The organism is Terribacillus sp. AE2B 122, from assembly GCF_902497585.1.
Classification (GTDB): Bacteria; Bacillota; Bacilli; order Bacillales; family Amphibacillaceae; genus Terribacillus; species Terribacillus saccharophilus_A.
In genome coordinates this window covers 548,974-564,336 of record NZ_LR700942.1, presented here as the reverse complement: position 1 = coordinate 564,336, position 15,363 = coordinate 548,974, and the positions used below count along the sequence as shown (strand labels likewise).

14 protein-coding genes and 1 pseudogene are annotated in these 15,363 nt (G+C 44.4%); 2 read left to right on the top strand and 13 right to left on the bottom strand.

Annotated features, from left to right (window positions below):
* The first annotated feature begins 41 nt into the window (after positions 1 to 41).
* Together recU and AE2B122_RS02945 are read left to right on the top strand one after the other, a co-directional pair.
* Positions 42 to 650, top strand: coding sequence for a Holliday junction resolvase RecU (gene recU / locus AE2B122_RS02950; protein WP_371809490.1), 609 nt, complete (start codon positions 42 to 44; stop codon positions 648 to 650).
* The gene (locus AE2B122_RS02945) at positions 650 to 3,274 is read left to right on the top strand and encodes a transglycosylase domain-containing protein (protein WP_175073033.1); all 2,625 of its coding nucleotides are present in this window, start codon (positions 650 to 652) and stop codon (positions 3,272 to 3,274) included. The genes recU and AE2B122_RS02945 overlap by 1 nt, the downstream gene beginning before the upstream one ends.
* Positions 3,275 to 3,326: 52 nt before the next feature.
* On the opposite strand, the gene nth is transcribed toward AE2B122_RS02945, so the two are convergent.
* The 13 genes and pseudogenes from nth to AE2B122_RS19085 form a co-directional block, all read right to left on the bottom strand.
* Positions 3,327 to 3,980: an endonuclease III gene (nth, locus tag AE2B122_RS02940; protein WP_095217893.1), complete on the bottom strand. Its 654-nt coding sequence runs from the start codon at positions 3,978 to 3,980 to the stop codon at positions 3,327 to 3,329.
* A gap of 16 nt (positions 3,981 to 3,996) precedes the next feature.
* Positions 3,997 to 4,704 carry a DnaD domain-containing protein gene (locus tag AE2B122_RS02935; protein WP_095217894.1) on the bottom strand — a complete coding sequence of 236 codons (708 nt, stop codon included), beginning with the start codon at positions 4,702 to 4,704 and terminating at the stop codon, positions 3,997 to 3,999.
* Between the two features lie 72 nt (positions 4,705 to 4,776).
* Entirely contained in the window at positions 4,777 to 6,069 is a 1,293-nt protein-coding gene (gene asnS, locus AE2B122_RS02930; protein ID WP_095268806.1) for an asparagine--tRNA ligase, read from the bottom strand.
* A 39-nt stretch (positions 6,070 to 6,108) separates the two neighbouring features.
* On the bottom strand, positions 6,109 to 6,639 hold the full coding sequence (locus AE2B122_RS02925) for a DUF5590 domain-containing protein (protein WP_175073032.1): 531 nt from the start codon (positions 6,637 to 6,639) through the stop codon (positions 6,109 to 6,111).
* Positions 6,605 to 6,778 carry a YpmA family protein gene (locus AE2B122_RS02920; protein ID WP_084160690.1) on the bottom strand — a complete coding sequence of 58 codons (174 nt, stop codon included), beginning with the start codon at positions 6,776 to 6,778 and terminating at the stop codon, positions 6,605 to 6,607. The genes AE2B122_RS02925 and AE2B122_RS02920 overlap by 35 nt, the downstream gene beginning before the upstream one ends.
* A gap of 201 nt (positions 6,779 to 6,979) precedes the next feature.
* Positions 6,980 to 9,745, bottom strand: coding sequence for an ATP-dependent DNA helicase DinG (gene dinG, locus AE2B122_RS02915; RefSeq protein ID WP_175073031.1), 2,766 nt, complete (start codon positions 9,743 to 9,745; stop codon positions 6,980 to 6,982).
* A gap of 78 nt (positions 9,746 to 9,823) precedes the next feature.
* Positions 9,824 to 10,210 (bottom strand): aspartate 1-decarboxylase, encoded by a 387-nt coding sequence (gene panD, locus AE2B122_RS02910; RefSeq protein ID WP_095217898.1) that lies wholly within the window; start codon positions 10,208 to 10,210, stop codon positions 9,824 to 9,826.
* Positions 10,211 to 10,226: 16 nt separating this feature from the next.
* A complete protein-coding gene (panC, locus tag AE2B122_RS02905; protein ID WP_175073030.1) occupies positions 10,227 to 11,096 on the bottom strand; it encodes a pantoate--beta-alanine ligase in 870 nt (289 codons plus the stop codon).
* 2 nt (positions 11,097 to 11,098) lie between these two features.
* Positions 11,099 to 11,929: a 3-methyl-2-oxobutanoate hydroxymethyltransferase gene (gene panB / locus AE2B122_RS02900; protein WP_175073029.1), complete on the bottom strand. Its 831-nt coding sequence runs from the start codon at positions 11,927 to 11,929 to the stop codon at positions 11,099 to 11,101.
* A 4-nt stretch (positions 11,930 to 11,933) separates the two neighbouring features.
* The gene (locus tag AE2B122_RS02895) at positions 11,934 to 12,914 is read right to left on the bottom strand and encodes a biotin--[acetyl-CoA-carboxylase] ligase (RefSeq protein ID WP_095217901.1); all 981 of its coding nucleotides are present in this window, start codon (positions 12,912 to 12,914) and stop codon (positions 11,934 to 11,936) included.
* A complete protein-coding gene (locus tag AE2B122_RS02890) occupies positions 12,898 to 14,067 on the bottom strand; it encodes a CCA tRNA nucleotidyltransferase (protein ID WP_175073028.1) in 1,170 nt (389 codons plus the stop codon). The genes AE2B122_RS02895 and AE2B122_RS02890 overlap by 17 nt, the downstream gene beginning before the upstream one ends.
* A complete protein-coding gene (gene bshA / locus AE2B122_RS02885) occupies positions 14,067 to 15,191 on the bottom strand; it encodes an N-acetyl-alpha-D-glucosaminyl L-malate synthase BshA (RefSeq protein ID WP_095217903.1) in 1,125 nt (374 codons plus the stop codon). Before bshA ends, AE2B122_RS02890 begins: the two co-directional genes overlap by 1 nt.
* A pseudogene (locus AE2B122_RS19085) lies at positions 15,188 to 15,363 on the bottom strand (methylglyoxal synthase); the annotation flags it as partial. The pseudogene AE2B122_RS19085 and the gene bshA, both read right to left, overlap by 4 nt.

The following is a 15,363-nucleotide window of genomic DNA, read 5'->3' as shown; positions in this document are numbered from 1 at the left end:
AGGATTATGGTATGATCATTCCTATAGTGGGGGGAGAAACCGTGCAATATCCTAACGGGAAAAAGATCATCAGACAAACCGTTGCATCGAGGCTCTCACAGCCTATCGATTTCGGCAACAGGGGGATGACTTTAGAGGAAGATATCAATGAGACAAACGAGTATTACCTCGCTCAACAAAAAGCTATCATCCATAAAAAACCTACCCCAGTGCAGATTGTCCAGGTCGACTATCCAAAACGAAGTGCAGCGGTCATTAAGGAAGCATATTTCAAACAAGCATCCACTACGGATTATAATGGCGTATATCGCGGAAAATATGTAGATTTTGAAGCGAAGGTCACTAAAAACAAGACCAGCTTCCCTCTCTCCAATTTCCACGAGCATCAGATCGCTCATATGGAGCATGTATGCAGTCATGGGGCTATCTGCTTCGTCATTATGCGTTTCTCTGCACACAATCAAACATTTTTTTTCGAAGCAGAGAAACTTTTTCCGTGGTGGAAACGTCAATATGATGGAGGCAGAAAATCTATTCCCTATGAAGTGATTTGTGAGGAAGGATTTCTTATTCCAATGAAGTATCAGGCAAAGGTCGATTACTTGCACATTATCGATGAGCTTCATTTTAGAACGGAGGAAGAGGAGTAATGGCAGAAAAGGGCCAATCTCGTGCATCAAGAAGAAAACAGAAAAAGAAGAAAAGACCTATTTGGAAGAAAATTTTACTTACGATTGTTTTAATAGGTGTCCTATGTGTTGTTGCGGGCGGTGCCGTATTTGGTTATTACGCAGCTACAGCGCCTAAGCTGGATGAAGAGAAACTATCCGACCCAGCTTCCAATATCGTCTACGACATGAATGGAGATGAATTTGCGGAATTAGGCTCGGAAAGCAGACGAAAAGTGAATTATGACGATCTGCCGCAGCAGCTAGTTGATGCAGTAACAGCAACTGAGGATTCCCGATTCTTTGAACATAACGGAATCGATATCATCCGTACTGGTGGCGCGCTGGTCTCCAACTTTAAAAATGGATTCGGTGCAGAAGGTGGTAGTACGATCGACCAGCAGGTCATCAAACGCTCCTTCCTATCTCCAGAAAAGACAGTAAAACGTAAAATGCAGGAATGGTGGCTTGCCTTCCAGCTTGACCGTCAATATTCCAAGGAAGAAATCCTAGAAATGTATTTGAATAAAGTATTTTACGGTCAATACGCTTACGGAGTTGCTACAGCTGCAGAGACGTATTTCGGTAAAGATGATCTGAATGATCTTACGTTGCCGGAAACAGCCCTACTAGCTGGTCTGCCGCAGCGCCCTACTGCTTATAATCCATTTGTAAACCCTGACTTGGCACAGGAACGTATGAACACCGTGCTTGACTTGATGGTACAGCACGAGAAGATTACCCAGGCAGAAGCTGATGAAGCGAAAAAGACGAAAGTCGAAGATTTACTTGCCGAAAAGCAACCGCAATCTAATAAGTACGGTGCTTTCCTGGATCAAGTACAAAAAGAGCTTAGTGAGCGCTTTGAGGATACAGACCTTAACCTGGATGGCATGAAGATCTATACAACTTTAGATCCGGATGCACAGGAGACTGTAGAAAGTGCACTAAGCGAAGACAGCGGTATTTCATGGGTAGATGAAAACCTTCAAGCTGGAATTACGCTACTCGATACGAAAAGCAGTGCTATCCGTGCAATTGGCGGAAATAAAAATAATGAGCTTGGTGGTTTCAATTACGCGATTCAAGGATCGAATCAGCCAGGATCAAGCATGAAGCCAATAATTGATTATGCCCCTGCTTTTGAAAATGGTGTGTATACATCTACTTACGAACAAATCAATGATGAACCAATTACTGTAGAAGAAGCTCAGAATTGGGAACCAGGTAACTATGATAATCAATTCCATGGTTGGCAGAGTGCTAGAACTGCATTAGCAAAATCTTATAATATTCCAGCCATTAAGACTTTCCAGGCTGTCGGTCCTGAAAAAGCGAAAGAATTTGCCAATGGCCTAGGATTGGAATTTAAGAATGATACCATTAATTATTCAGATAGCATCGGGGGGGCATCAGAATTTCGCCCAATCGATCTTGCCGGTGCATATGCAGCATTTGGTAATGAAGGTATTTATACAGAGCCGTACACTATCACGAAAATCGAATTCAGCGACGGTAGTACGTTGGACATGAAGCCAGAATCTGAAGCAGCAATGAGTGAATCTACTGCTTACATGGTTACTGATATGATGCGTTCTGTTATGACAGAAGGAACAGGAACAATGGCAAACGTATCTGGTTTAGATATTGCAGGAAAAACGGGTACAACTAACAAAGATGGTCAAGAAGGAAGTCCTGACTCGTGGATGAATGGCTTGACAACAAACTACACACTATCCATTTGGACTGGTACTCCGGATGATACTATAATTTCAGGCGGCAGTGCTGGTACAAATGTAGCCAAATACTTGTTCAAACAAATCATGACAGAAGTACATCAAGGCAAGGATACAGAAAGTTTTAAGAAACCTAGTGACGTAGTGGAGGCGAAAGTCGAAAAAGGCTCTCGCCCTGCTGCCTCACCAAGTGCTGGCACCCCCTCTTCTGAGATCCTGACGGAATTATTCCTAAAGGGCAATCTTCCTGGAACTACGTCAGAAAGATATGAAGAGGAAGAAATCGATCCGGTAACCGGACTTTCTGCAAGCTATGATGAAGCAAGCAACAGTATCAATATCAGCTGGAACTACGATGGCGATGCAAGCTTCAGTGTAAATGCTGATCCAAGCGGCTCTACGTCCACGTCTGATACTTCAGCAGTAATTGAGAACGCCGAAGCTGGACAAACCTACAACATTGCAGTTACAGCATCAGTTGATGGCGAGACTAGTGAGGCGAAATCAACTTCTGTCACCGTCCCTGGTGAAGAAGAGAATGCAGAAGAAGAAGAAAATCCTGATGAAAATGCTGAGGATCAACAAGATCAAAACAATGAAGAGCAGCAAAATGAGGACGAGCAGAACCCGGATCAGAATGATGAACAGAACCAAGACCAGAATGCCGATGAAAACAGTGACCAGAACAATGGCAATGGTAACGGTAATGAGAATAACAACGGCAACGGCAATGGTAATGATGAAAACTCTGGTCAAGGCGAGGATTCAGGCAATACAGAAGAAGAACCTGCTGAAGGTGATCAGGGAGCTGATACCGGCGGAGATGCTGATTCTGGAGCCGATCAACCTGAAACAGAAGATCAGCAATAACAATATATACAACAAAAAAAAGACAGTCACTTCGATTTGGAGTGACTGTCTTTTATTTTGCTTCGGCTTTCAGCCGTTTTTTCCCTTCCCGGCAAATGTCGTTCAACGGACATGCCAGGCAGTTTGGGTTTCTGGCTTTACAATGATAGCGTCCGAAAAAGATCATGCGGTGATGTGTATCGCTCCACTCATCACGCGGCACCTTTTTCATTAATGTATTTTCTACTTCGGTCACATTGTCTTTCCAGCGGCAGAAACCAAGCCGTTTGGATACGCGTTCAACGTGGGTGTCTACAGCAATGGCAGGCTCGTGGAACGCAACCGATGCCACAACATTAGCTGTCTTGCGCCCTACTCCAGCCAGTTTGACCAATTCATCACGTGTGTCTGGTACAATTCCATCATATTGATCAATCAGAGTCTGACAGAGCTTTTGGATATTTTTTGCCTTGTTGCGATAAAGACCGATAGAACGTATATCATGCTGCAGCTCTTCAAGCGGAACCGCCAGGTAATCTTCCGGTGTCTTATATTTTTCAAACAAATCCTTTGTAACTTTATTGACAAGGTTATCGGTACACTGCGCAGACAGCAGTACGGCGATCACCAGCTCGAACGGATTACGGTGCACCAGTTCACACGCTGCTTCCGGGAACATGTCACGCATCACATCCAATGCCCGTCGTATCTGTGTTTTGTTCAGCATTGTATGCTTTTCCTCCTCAATCTTCTTCCAGCCAGTTATAGTAAATACTCACATCACGGGCTGGTGCTTGCTGCTCAGAACGTACCGCAGCCGCTGTAGGCCGTTGGTTCTCATGAAATGATTTGCTCTGCTTCCGGGCCTGATCTACGGATCGGATACCTTTGCGCTTCCATTCACGCAGAATACGATCTATATAGCGGAAATTCAATTTACTCATCAATACTGCTTCTCGCAAAGCAGCTTTAATAAGAGATGGAGGCTGCATATCTTCATCCAGCCATAATGTGACAGTTTCTATTTCAAAAGGCGATAACGGACGGCCAAATTCCTGCTCAAAGAGAATAAATATAGCCGCCTCTTCTTCTTTGTCTGTTTTCTTTTCAGGTTCTGGATAGACGGTTTCCGCAAACGCAAGATGCCATAATCCGTTCAGACTATAAGCTTGACTGCGCATATTTTCTTCCTGCACGTCTTCAATCTGAAGCAAATTACGCTGAACGAGCTTGCGTAATATCAGGGCTACATCTCTTTCAGAAAGCGTTACTTTCTTAGCTAGTTCATCAGTAGTCGGAAACATAATGCCTTGCTGCTGGAAAAAGCATATATGCAAAATGACCATCATTTCTGTTTCATTCAGACCAAGAGATACATATTTATTCATTAGGATACCGGGAAATGAAAATGGATTTCCCAGCATTCGTTGGTAATTCAAGTCGTTATTCATATCTGGGTTCTCCTTCAATTAATAGGACAATCCCTCGTCGTTTCGACAAGGGATCGTCAGGTAATCTATTTATTATGGGTATAGGCGGTTCAAAAGACGCGGGAATGGAATTGTCTCGCGAACGTGCTCCACGCCGGATAGCCATGCGACTGTCCGTTCCAGACCAAGTCCAAAGCCTGAATGCGGCACACTACCGTATTTACGCAATTCCAAGTACCAGTTGTATGCATCGCTAGTCAGATTATGTTCTTCATAGCGTTTTTCCATCAATTCGAGATCATCGATACGTTGGGATCCGCCAATGATTTCACCATAGCCTTCTGGTGCAATCAAGTCCGCGCACAGCACAACATCCTCCCGATTTGGGTCTGGCTTCATGTAGAATGCTTTGATTGCAGCTGGGTAATGAGTGATGAATACTGGTTTGTCAAAGCTTTCAGCAATCGCAGTCTCATGCGGTGCTCCGAAATCTTCGCCCCACTCAATATCATCGAATCCTTTTTCCTTCAGCAATTCGATTGCTTTGTCATACGTGATGCGTGGGAATGGCGCAGTTACTTTTGCCAATTTCTCTGTATCGCGTCCAAGGATTTCAAGGTCCAGTTTGCAGTTCTTCAGCACAGAAGCAACAAGGTGGCTGATATAGTTCTCCTGGATTTCCAAGCTTTCTGCGTGCTCAACGAACGCCATTTCTGGCTCGATCATCCAAAATTCGATCAAATGACGTCTTGTTTTGGATTTTTCTGCACGGAATGTCGGACCGAAGGAGAATACTTTGTTAAATGCCATTGCAGCTGCTTCCATGTAAAGCTGTCCGCTTTGGGATAAATATGCTTCTTCCTCAAAGTATTTCGTATGGAACAATTCAGTTGTACCTTCTGCAGAAGAACCTGTCAGAATTGGCGGATCGATTTTCGTGTAGCCATTTTCATGGAAGTATTCATACGTCGCACGAATGATTTCATTACGGATTTTCATAACCGCATGCTGTTTTTGAGAACGAAGCCATAGATGGCGGTTATCCATCAGGAATTCAGTACCATGCTCTTTCGGTGTAATCGGGTAATCTGTTGCCGCATGAATTACTTCTACATTACTTACTTGAATTTCATATCCAAAGGAAGAACGGCTGTCCTCCACTACTTTGCCTGTAACATAAAGGGATGTTTCCTGTGTCATGTTCTTCGCTGTCTGGAACACTTCCTCGGGTACATCGCTTTTCACGACGACACCTTGAACGAATCCTGTTCCGTCACGCAGCTGCAAAAATGCGATTTTCCCGCTGGAACGTTTATTGCGGAGCCACGCTCCTATTGTTACTTCTTCTCCTACATGCTCACTTAGCTTAGCAATCGTTGTCTTCAAAAAGAACCCTCCATTGTCTGTCCTACATATGTAGTTGTGTTATTGATATTGGTTGGATAGAGCAAAGCTTTCCAGCTGCTCGGAACCATCTAGTGTGTAATAGCTGTAGCCAAGACGATCCTGTTCATCGCGAAATGTGACTTCCCATGCTGGTGCGTCTTCGTACAATCCTAGCCGGACATCTTCCATTTCACAGTCTGCGCCGCATGCTGACTGCCAGCTGCTCTCGACTTGCTGTTCATCAGCTGTGTCGGTTGTATAGATAATCTGTTCTGAATCCTTCTCGCTCTTTTTAACAAAAGCGATAGCATCTTCTCCATCGGCTTGCTTGCCTTTGACGACATGATAGATATGTTCGCCATTGAAGCGTGTCACTTCATCTACGGTTTCTAAGTCCGTATTCTCAAGTGCAAAATCCTCTGAAGCTTCAAAGCCCTCTGTGCGTGCATTTTGTGCAGTGCTATAAACGTATATACCGCAGCCGAGGAGAATGATCAAAACAGCTAAAGCGCTGAACAGTGTGATCTTTGCCCACTTAGGTACGGTAAATCGTGAATATCGCCGTATCATGATCTTCCTCATCCAATGCTAATCCGAACATCAAGTCCTTTTCCTTCAGTGTACGGTTCAGTGAATCGACCAGTTTGTACAGATCGCTGCTGTATTGTACACGTACAGTGGACATGGTTTCCATCTTATTATTTTCCATCATCGTTACCTCCGAGCAATTCATTTACATGATTTGTTACTCATAGAGATGGCTTTCTGCAGCAAACTAATGTATGTTGAGAAGCAATCCAATTCTTATTATACCAGTTGTCCTGGTGTAATTCTAAGACGAGTTCAAAGTTTTTTCAACAAAAATCTTCCTTCTCCCCAGCAGTTGTGCGTCCTTGTGACGCACTTTTTTTTATAGCCAATCCTCTGCAAGCTCTAAAAGTTCAGCTGTACTTTTATAATGTGTCGGTACATCTGGTATGGAAGCGGTGAAGTAGCTGCCATATCTCGTTTTCATCATCCTGTCATCACAAACGAATACAATACCTCTATCGTTTGACGACCGGATCAACCTGCCGAAACCTTGCTTGAAGCGGATGACCGCATTAGGTAATGCAAGCTCCATAAAGGCATTCTTCCCTTCTGCCTTCAGTTTGGAAGCTTTTGCTTCATAAATTGGGTGATCTGGAGGCTGGAATGGCAGTCTGACAATGACCAGACAGCTTAAGTCTTCTCCAGGAATATCAACGCCTTCCCAGAATGAACTGGTTCCGAATAGGATGGCCTTCTTATTGCTTTGAAAATTCTTTTTCAGCCGATCGCGGCTACCGCTTGTAATACCTTGGGCAATCAAGGTATAATCTTGGTCCTCTGTCAGTTCCTTCACAAGTCCAAAAGCTTTTTTCAGCATGTCATAGGAAGTGAACAGAACGAGCATTCGTCCATCCGTTATAGCGGCAAGACTGAGTATCGCTTCACAAACAGCATAGATGAAGGGATAGTTATCTTTTCCTCGGACGTCTGGAAAGTCATTTGGAACGAGCAGCTGCACTTGCTCTTGATACGAGTAAGGAGAATCGAAACGTCTTGTGACGGTATGTTCATCCAAGCCAAGTTGTTCCTGAATGAAAGCAAACGATTGCTTCATTGTTAAAGTTGCACTCGTGAGGACAACACATTTCTTTTCCGAAAAGAAATGTTCAAGCAGCAAATCAGCAATATCTAATGGTTCACTGTATAAATAAACCGCATTTCGGGCGCCGTACATATCGACTTCTATCCATTTCACTTCTTCATCGTCATATAGGAGGAACATCCGTTCAATCGCATCGATAATCGTCTGTAGCTGATCCGCAGCATTTCGTATGGAATCAGCAATCTTTTTCTCCCCTTGCTTATCGGCTGATTTTATCAGCTGAAGCAAATGGTGGATACAGTCTCGCACACCGAATAATAATCTGTTACTCATTTCAGCAATCACTAGGACCTGTTTCGTCTCTCGAACATCCTCAAGCCGCAGCTGTAATCTGCCAATGTCATTGGTGCCGAGCTTCTTTTTATGCTGGGATAAAACAAAATCATGGATATAACGGAACATTTCATCTGCTTCTTCTTTGGTTTGGTCCCATAAACTTTGCCAAATCAGCAACTCCGCTTGTGTAATTGGAAGCTCATCTGTTGCTTTCTCGTACACTTTATTCGCATGAGAAAGCATATGGTGGATGGAGACATAATCAAGTGCCAACCCGAAATGCTTCGCTGCTGTCGCTTCGAAATGATGTGCTTCATCGATAATGACTCGCTGATATGATGGCAGGAGCTGGTACTCTTCCTGCATATCACTGCAAAGCAAAGCGTGATTCGTAACGATAATATCTGCCTGCCAAGCTGCTTTCTTTGCCCGCTGATAAAACGAGCGTGAAAACCATGGCGAAAATGGGTCTTGCGTATCCTCTGCATCTGCGGACATATGCAGGAAAAACCGCTTTCCGCTGGAAGGCAGATTCACTTCATCAATATCCCCAGTCTCGGTCATTGTCAGCCAAACAAGTAGAATGGCCTTAGTTAGTACGATATCATAATTGTCATTTGCTGTTTGCTGCAGCTCTGATTCAAACCGGCTGAGACTTAGATAATGCTGCTTTCCCTTCAGCAGTGCTACATTGAAGGAGAACGGCAGGATGCGCTGTAAAAGCGGAATTTCCTTGTCCATCAATTGTGCCTGAAGCTGAGTCAGATGTGTACTGATAACGATGCGATTCTTTTCTTTTACTGCAGTGTAGACTGCTGGCAAAAGATACGCAAGAGATTTTCCAGTACCGGTTTCAGCCTCGAGAAGTGCGTTTCTATTTGATTGGAAAACATCAAAGATCTGTTCACTCATCTCCAGCTGACTTTTTCTCGGCTCGTAGCCTTTCATTCCCTCTGAAAGCCAGCCTTCTTTTTGATACAGCTGATCTGCCATCTCACCGAAAGACTGGGTAATAGCAGAAACGGTATCATCTTCTTCATGGACTTTTCGAAAAGCCAGTCCTCGATAAACCTCAAGCCCATCATCGTGTATATCGTCGAATGCGAGTTCTTCCAAACGATACTCAAGCAAGCTGCGCAAATCACTTTTCAATGATTTTTCCAGTGTTAATAGATGAGAAATTGTCTCATATGGCAGCTTGCCTAGCTCCTCTAAAAGAGACAACAGGAGTTCTGCTGTTACGAGCGTATCGGACAGTGCCCGGTGGGGCTGATCATGTTCAAAAGAAAGATGCTCACTAAGAACACTCAATTTATAGCTCGGTGCCGTTGGCAGCAGAATACGAGCCAACTCGACCGTATCAAGCACTGGGCGCTGGATTGGAGCAAGTCCTGCCACTTCCAAAGCGCTGTTGAGAAACCGCAAATCAAAATTCGCATTATGAGCGACCACATAGCTATCTTTGAAGAAAGCAGAAACCTCTTCCGCTACTTCTTCAAATTGCGGAGCACCAGCCACATCTTCATCAGTAATACCTGTCAGCTGGGAAATGAAAGGTGGAATCGGCATACCGGGATCCAGCATCGTCTGAAATTGATCTGTGATCACACGTCCTTGGATGACGACAATCCCGACCTCTATGATTTTATCGCCATTCGACGGCGCGTGCCCAGTTGTTTCAAGATCCACCACTACAAATTTTTCCATACTCCACCCTCCATACTGCTTAGAAAAGAAAGACTCTTATCACAGATAAGAGTCTTATCGTACGATTCTTTTATGCCGTTACATCATCACAGTAAGCGGCGGTTCTTCCTCGATGATTTCCTGAACTGTATTATCTTCGTTCATCAGGGCGATCTTCGGCTTAAAGTCAGCCAATTCTTTTTCAGATAGCATGGCATAGGAAACGATGATCACTACATCATCTTTTTGTACAAGACGTGCAGCAGCACCGTTCAGGCAGATGACTCCGCTATGCCGCTCACCGGGGATTACATATGTTTCGAGACGAGCTCCATTATTATTGTTCACAATCTGCACTTTTTCATGAGGAAGTATGCCCACTTGTTCCAGAATGTGTGTATCGATTGTAATACTGCCAACATAGTTCAAGTTCGCTTCGGTGACACGAGCGCGATGTATCTTCGCTTTCATCATTGTGCGAAACATCCTATTTCCCCCTATATTAAAAACGGTCCATGATGGAGCCGTCAGCTTCCAATACTAGATTGTCGATCAATCTCGCCTTGTCAAAATAGACAGCTGCGGCAATGATAATACGCGCATCTATTTCCTTGACTGGCTTCAATGCGGGATAAGACAAAATTTCAACGTAGTCTATTCTACCACTTGTTTGGCTGTTTATAAATTCTTTTACAGCAGATGCTACTTTTTCAGGATTCTTTGCTCCATCTTGGATGCTTTGTTTAGCCTGCTGCAGTGCTTGGTAAATTGCTGGTGCAACTTGTCTCTCGTGCTCTGACAAATAGACATTACGGCTGCTTTTCGCTAATCCGTCTTCCTCGCGGACCGTCGGTACCGGAACCACTTCAAGCGGGAAATTAAGGTCATGCACTAAAGCTTGTACAACTGCTACTTGCTGCGCATCCTTCAGCCCGAAATATGCCCTGTTCGGCTGAATCAAATGGAAAAGCTTTGATAAAACTGTAACCACGCCATCGAAATGACCTGGTCTCGATTTGCCGCAAAGCACATCTACCCGGTCAGCAACATGCAGTTTGATTGTACTATTGCCCGGATACATTGCCGCCGCTTCTGGCATGAAGACGATATCGACGCCTTCTTGTTCTGCAATACGCTGATCACGGACAGCATCTCGCGGATAAGTCTCAAAATCTTCGCCCGCCCCAAATTGCAGCGGATTGACGAAGATGCTAAGCACTGTAATATCATTCTCCGCTTTAGAACGCTTCATCAAGGATTGGTGTCCTTCATGTAAAAAGCCCATTGTTGCCACATAGCCAACTGACTTCTGCTCTTTTGCAAGTTTTACTCTTTCTTGCTGCAATGCTTCTAATGTCGAAATGATCTTCATGTTCATTCTCCTAGTTTAGGTAATGCTGCTTCGTCCATTGTGAAACTTTGATCGTCATTCGGAAAGATACTGTTTTTTACATTTTCGCGATAAGTGGAGAAGACATTTGTAATGGTTTCGTTAAGGTCTGCATAGCTGACTGCGAATTTTGGCAGACGATCAACACCGTACCTGCTTATATCATGGAAAACTAGAACTTGACCGTCCACATCAACACCAGCGCCGATTCCGATGACCGGAATCGAAATATCTTTAGCAATAAGTGCTGCTAATTGCTTAGGCACACATTCCAACACGACAGCAATTGCTCCGGCTGCTTCGACTTTGCGTGCATCCTCCAGCAGCTGTTTTGCCGTCTGTTTGCTTTTCCCTTGTACTTTATAACCGCCAAGCATATGAACTGACTGCGGCGTCAGACCAAGATGACCGACAACTGGGATACCGCCTGTTGCTAATGCCTTAATACTGTCCAGAATGACCTGATCTGCTCCTTCCAGTTTCAAGGCTTGCGCTCCGGTTTCCTGGAAGATGCGTTTCGCTTGCGGTACAGTTGCCTCCACGGATACGTGGTACGTCATAAACGGCATATCCACTACGACAAACGTCTCGTTTCCGCCGCGAGTGACGGCTTTACCATGATGAATCATATCCTCCACTGTTACAGGTATGGTGCTATCATATCCGAGTACGACCATTCCAAGTGAATCGCCGACAAGCAGCATATCGATACCAGCTTGCTGGGCCAATTTTGCAGTCGGATAATCATAGGCGGTGACCATGGTGATTTTCTCATTGTTTTCTTTCATCTTTTGAAAATCGAGTCTAGTTTTCATTATGTTACTCCTCTTTCCATTCCAATTCAGCAGAATATAAGCGCTGTGTACTGCCATCATCATTTTCAAGAATAAGCTCTCCGTCTTCCCCGATTCCTCTGAAAACTGCTTCAAAGACAGTTGATGGTGTAGCTGCTTTTACTCGGTGCCCCAGACGTAAAGCATACTGCATCCATTCGTCCCGAATTTCTTGAAAACCTTTTTCTATGTATAGCGAATAGACATTCTCGAACTCTTTCCAAATCAAATGAATAAGCTCCTGCCGCTTCCATTCCTTATTTGTCTCGATACGTAAAGATGTTGCTTTATTGCGGATATCCGGGTTTATCTCCGATACTGTCTGATTGATATTGATTCCGATACCCAGTACGATATGCTGAATATAATCCTGTTCCGCCTGCATCTCTGTCAGGATTCCGGCGAGCTTCTTACCGCCTAGATAGATATCATTCGGCCATTTAATGTGAGCTTCAATATCGTTCTGACGAAATACGCGTGTAAGTGCAACTGCTGCAGCCAGCGTCAGCTGCGCTGCTTCCCGAGGACCGAATTCAGGCCGGATGATCAAACTCATCCATATTCCAGTTCCAGCTGGAGAATACCAGCTGCGTCCTTTAGTTCCCTTACCGCTTGTCTGCTGATCAGCAATAACAACAGTTCCATGTACTGCACCTTGATCTGCCAAAGCTTTGGCCAAAAGTTGTGTAGAATCAAGCTCTTCTTCAAAGATGATTTTGCGTCCGATCCACTCGGTATCAAGCTTCCAGTTCAGCGTATTTTTGCTGAGTTTGTCTGGCGAACGTCTCACTTGGTATCCTTTACGCGGAACAGCATCTATCTCATACCCGTCTGCTTCCAACGCTTTCATATGCTTCCAGACTGCAGCTCTTGAAATACCAAGCTGTTCTGACAGATTCTGGCCAGAAATATATGATGTCTTATGATCCTGAAGGATTCTGATGAGACGATTACGTGTTGTATCCATGAATGACCCACTCCTTCAGCTGTTCTTTATCGTTCGGAATCTTGTTTTCTACAACAGCCTTTTCAACAGCAAGCAAAAGATCACGAATCCAGCTCCCCTTTTTTCTATCGGGAAACCAGCTGATCAGATCTCCGCCGGAAATGGCCAGTTCTGAACTGTTTCGGATCGGGAGCATATGTCTAATGGATGAAACGTTATCCTGTACATCTTTTTCTTTATAGATTTTTTCAAGTCGGCAAAAACCCTCATCAAGGTGAACAGGCAGCTGATAAACTGCCCAAGCATCCAGATTACTTTGAAGTATGCGCACTAAATGTTGAGCGTCCTGTTTGATAGCATTGGACAGCTTCCATTCCTTAACCCAATCAAGAACTGGTCTTGTACTAAACAACGAACAAAGGGCAACCAATTCTGCCAAAGTGCCTAGAGGCTCGATTTTTTTGGCTAGCGCACGCATCAGCTCAGGATGATCTTTAAAAATCGGCATTGCTTCCCATAATCCCGTATCATGCAAAAGCTGGATAGCTGTTTTTACGTTTTTACCAGAGCATAATTTCTCCATTTCAATGCATATGCGTTCAATTGCAATACGCGATAACCAAAGACGCTGATCCTCCATCACTTTTCGTGCATTATGATCCAATTTGTACCCTAGCTGTGATACAAACCGGACACCGCGCATCATACGCAGCGGATCTTCTTGAAAACGGTCAAAGGCCTTGCCTACTGTAACCAGCTCTTTCTTTTCAATAGCGCTCCTGCCATCAAAAGGATCTACTAACTCCCCGGTTCTGGCCATTGCAATTGCATTAACTGTGTAATCACGACGAGCCAAATCAGCTGCAACATCAGTAACAAAATTTACGCTATCAGGATGCCGGTAATCAGAATATGCTCCTTCTGTCCGGAAAGTCGTAATTTCAAAGCTCTCCTTCTCGAAACGTACAAGAACAGTTCCATGCTCAATACCAATCGGAATGACCTTATCGAACACCTTCATTACCTGGTCCGGCGTTGCTGACGTTGCGATATCCAAATCGCCGACAGCTTTACCGATGAGGTAATCCCTCACAGCTCCTCCGACCAGATATGCTTCATAACCGTGTAACTCGATTTCCTGTATGACCCGGAATGCTTTTTCAAATATCTTCATTACAAAACCTCTTCATAAATTGCTTCATATTGCGCGACAATTTGATCAGAATGGAAGTTCTCTGCTGCATAACGGATGGATGCATCGGAAAATCGCTGCCACAACTTTTCATCTGTCAGCAAATCCAATGCAAATGCTCCCATCTGCTCTACATCCCCTAGCTGCGATATAAACCCATTCTTTCCGTGCTGTATTACTTCTGGTATGCCACCGACATCAGTTCCAATACACGGCACCCCACAGGCCATAGCTTCTAAGAGAACCAAGCCAAAGCTCTCTTTTTCAGAAGGAAGCAGCATTATGTCTGCCATATTTAAAAGCGCAGCAACATTATTCTGCTTACCTAGGAATAAGACGTTATCTTCGAGACCACGCTGCTGCACATCTCGCAAGATATCCGAATACTCAGGACCGTCTCCAATCAGCATCAGCTTGGCAGGTAATTTCTCCTGTACATACGAAAAAACCTGTACAACATCCTGTACACGTTTCACTTTACGGAAATTGCTTATATGTACGAGTACTTTTTCATCTTCTTTGATTCCGAACTGCTCTCTTATGTCACGCACATCAGCCGGTCGGTATACTTCTTCATCTACAAAGTTGTAAACAACTTCGATTGGACTTGCTACATCAAGCATTTCCCTTGTTTGCTGCACAAGACTTTGTGAAACGGCAGTGACGACATCACTTTCCTCGATCGCATGAATGATCATTTTGCGCAGGCCATTATCAATTCCAAGCACCGTAATATCCGTACCGTGTAATGTTGTAACGATTTTTACATCACGTTTTGCAATAGCTTTAGCCAAGATCGCACATATAGCGTGCGGAACAGCATAGTGGACATGCAGGATATCCAGCTGCTCTTCGTCGATCACCTCAGCCATTTTATTGGCTAGCACTAAATCGTACGGTGGGTATTGGAAAACAGGATAATGACTCATCTCGACCTCATGGAAAAATACATTCGGTAGCAGCATATCCAGCCGGAAAGGGACACTGGATGTAATGAAATGAATGTCGTGTCCCTTTTTAGCCAGTTTTTTTCCGAGTTCTGTCGCAATGACGCCGGAGCCGCCAAGCGTCGGATAACAAGTGATTCCGATTTTCAGCTTTTTCATAGCTCTGGCTCACGATCACGAATGATCTTGCGCCAATCGAAATCGCCTCTATCTAATCCACGTATGAAGATCTCTGCTGCAGCCAGATTGGTAGCGAGCGGTATGCGATGCACATCACAAAGCCGCATAAGTGCACTCACATCAGGTTCATGTGGCTGGGCGGTGAGCGGGT

Coding starts and splice junctions, on each gene's coding strand:
- AE2B122_RS02935 (WP_095217894.1), bottom strand. CDS start 4,704: ATGAATAACGACTTGAATTACCAACGAATGCTGGGAAATCCATTTTCA.
- panD (WP_095217898.1), bottom strand. CDS start 10,210: ATGTTTCGCACAATGATGAAAGCGAAGATACATCGCGCTCGTGTCACC.
- bshA (WP_095217903.1), bottom strand. CDS start 15,191: ATGAAAAAGCTGAAAATCGGAATCACTTGTTATCCGACGCTTGGCGGC.
- panB (WP_175073029.1), bottom strand. CDS start 11,929: ATGAAAACTAGACTCGATTTTCAAAAGATGAAAGAAAACAATGAGAAA.
- nth (WP_095217893.1), bottom strand. CDS start 3,980: ATGCTGAACAAAACACAGATACGACGGGCATTGGATGTGATGCGTGAC.
- AE2B122_RS02925 (WP_175073032.1), bottom strand. CDS start 6,639: ATGATACGGCGATATTCACGATTTACCGTACCTAAGTGGGCAAAGATC.
- AE2B122_RS02890 (WP_175073028.1), bottom strand. CDS start 14,067: ATGAAGATATTTGAAAAAGCATTCCGGGTCATACAGGAAATCGAGTTA.
- panC (WP_175073030.1), bottom strand. CDS start 11,096: ATGAAGATCATTTCGACATTAGAAGCATTGCAGCAAGAAAGAGTAAAA.
- AE2B122_RS02920 (WP_084160690.1), bottom strand. CDS start 6,778: ATGGAAAATAATAAGATGGAAACCATGTCCACTGTACGTGTACAATAC.
- dinG (WP_175073031.1), bottom strand. CDS start 9,745: ATGGAAAAATTTGTAGTGGTGGATCTTGAAACAACTGGGCACGCGCCG.
- AE2B122_RS02895 (WP_095217901.1), bottom strand. CDS start 12,914: ATGGATACAACACGTAATCGTCTCATCAGAATCCTTCAGGATCATAAG.
- AE2B122_RS02945 (WP_175073033.1), top strand. CDS start 650: ATGGCAGAAAAGGGCCAATCTCGTGCATCAAGAAGAAAACAGAAAAAG.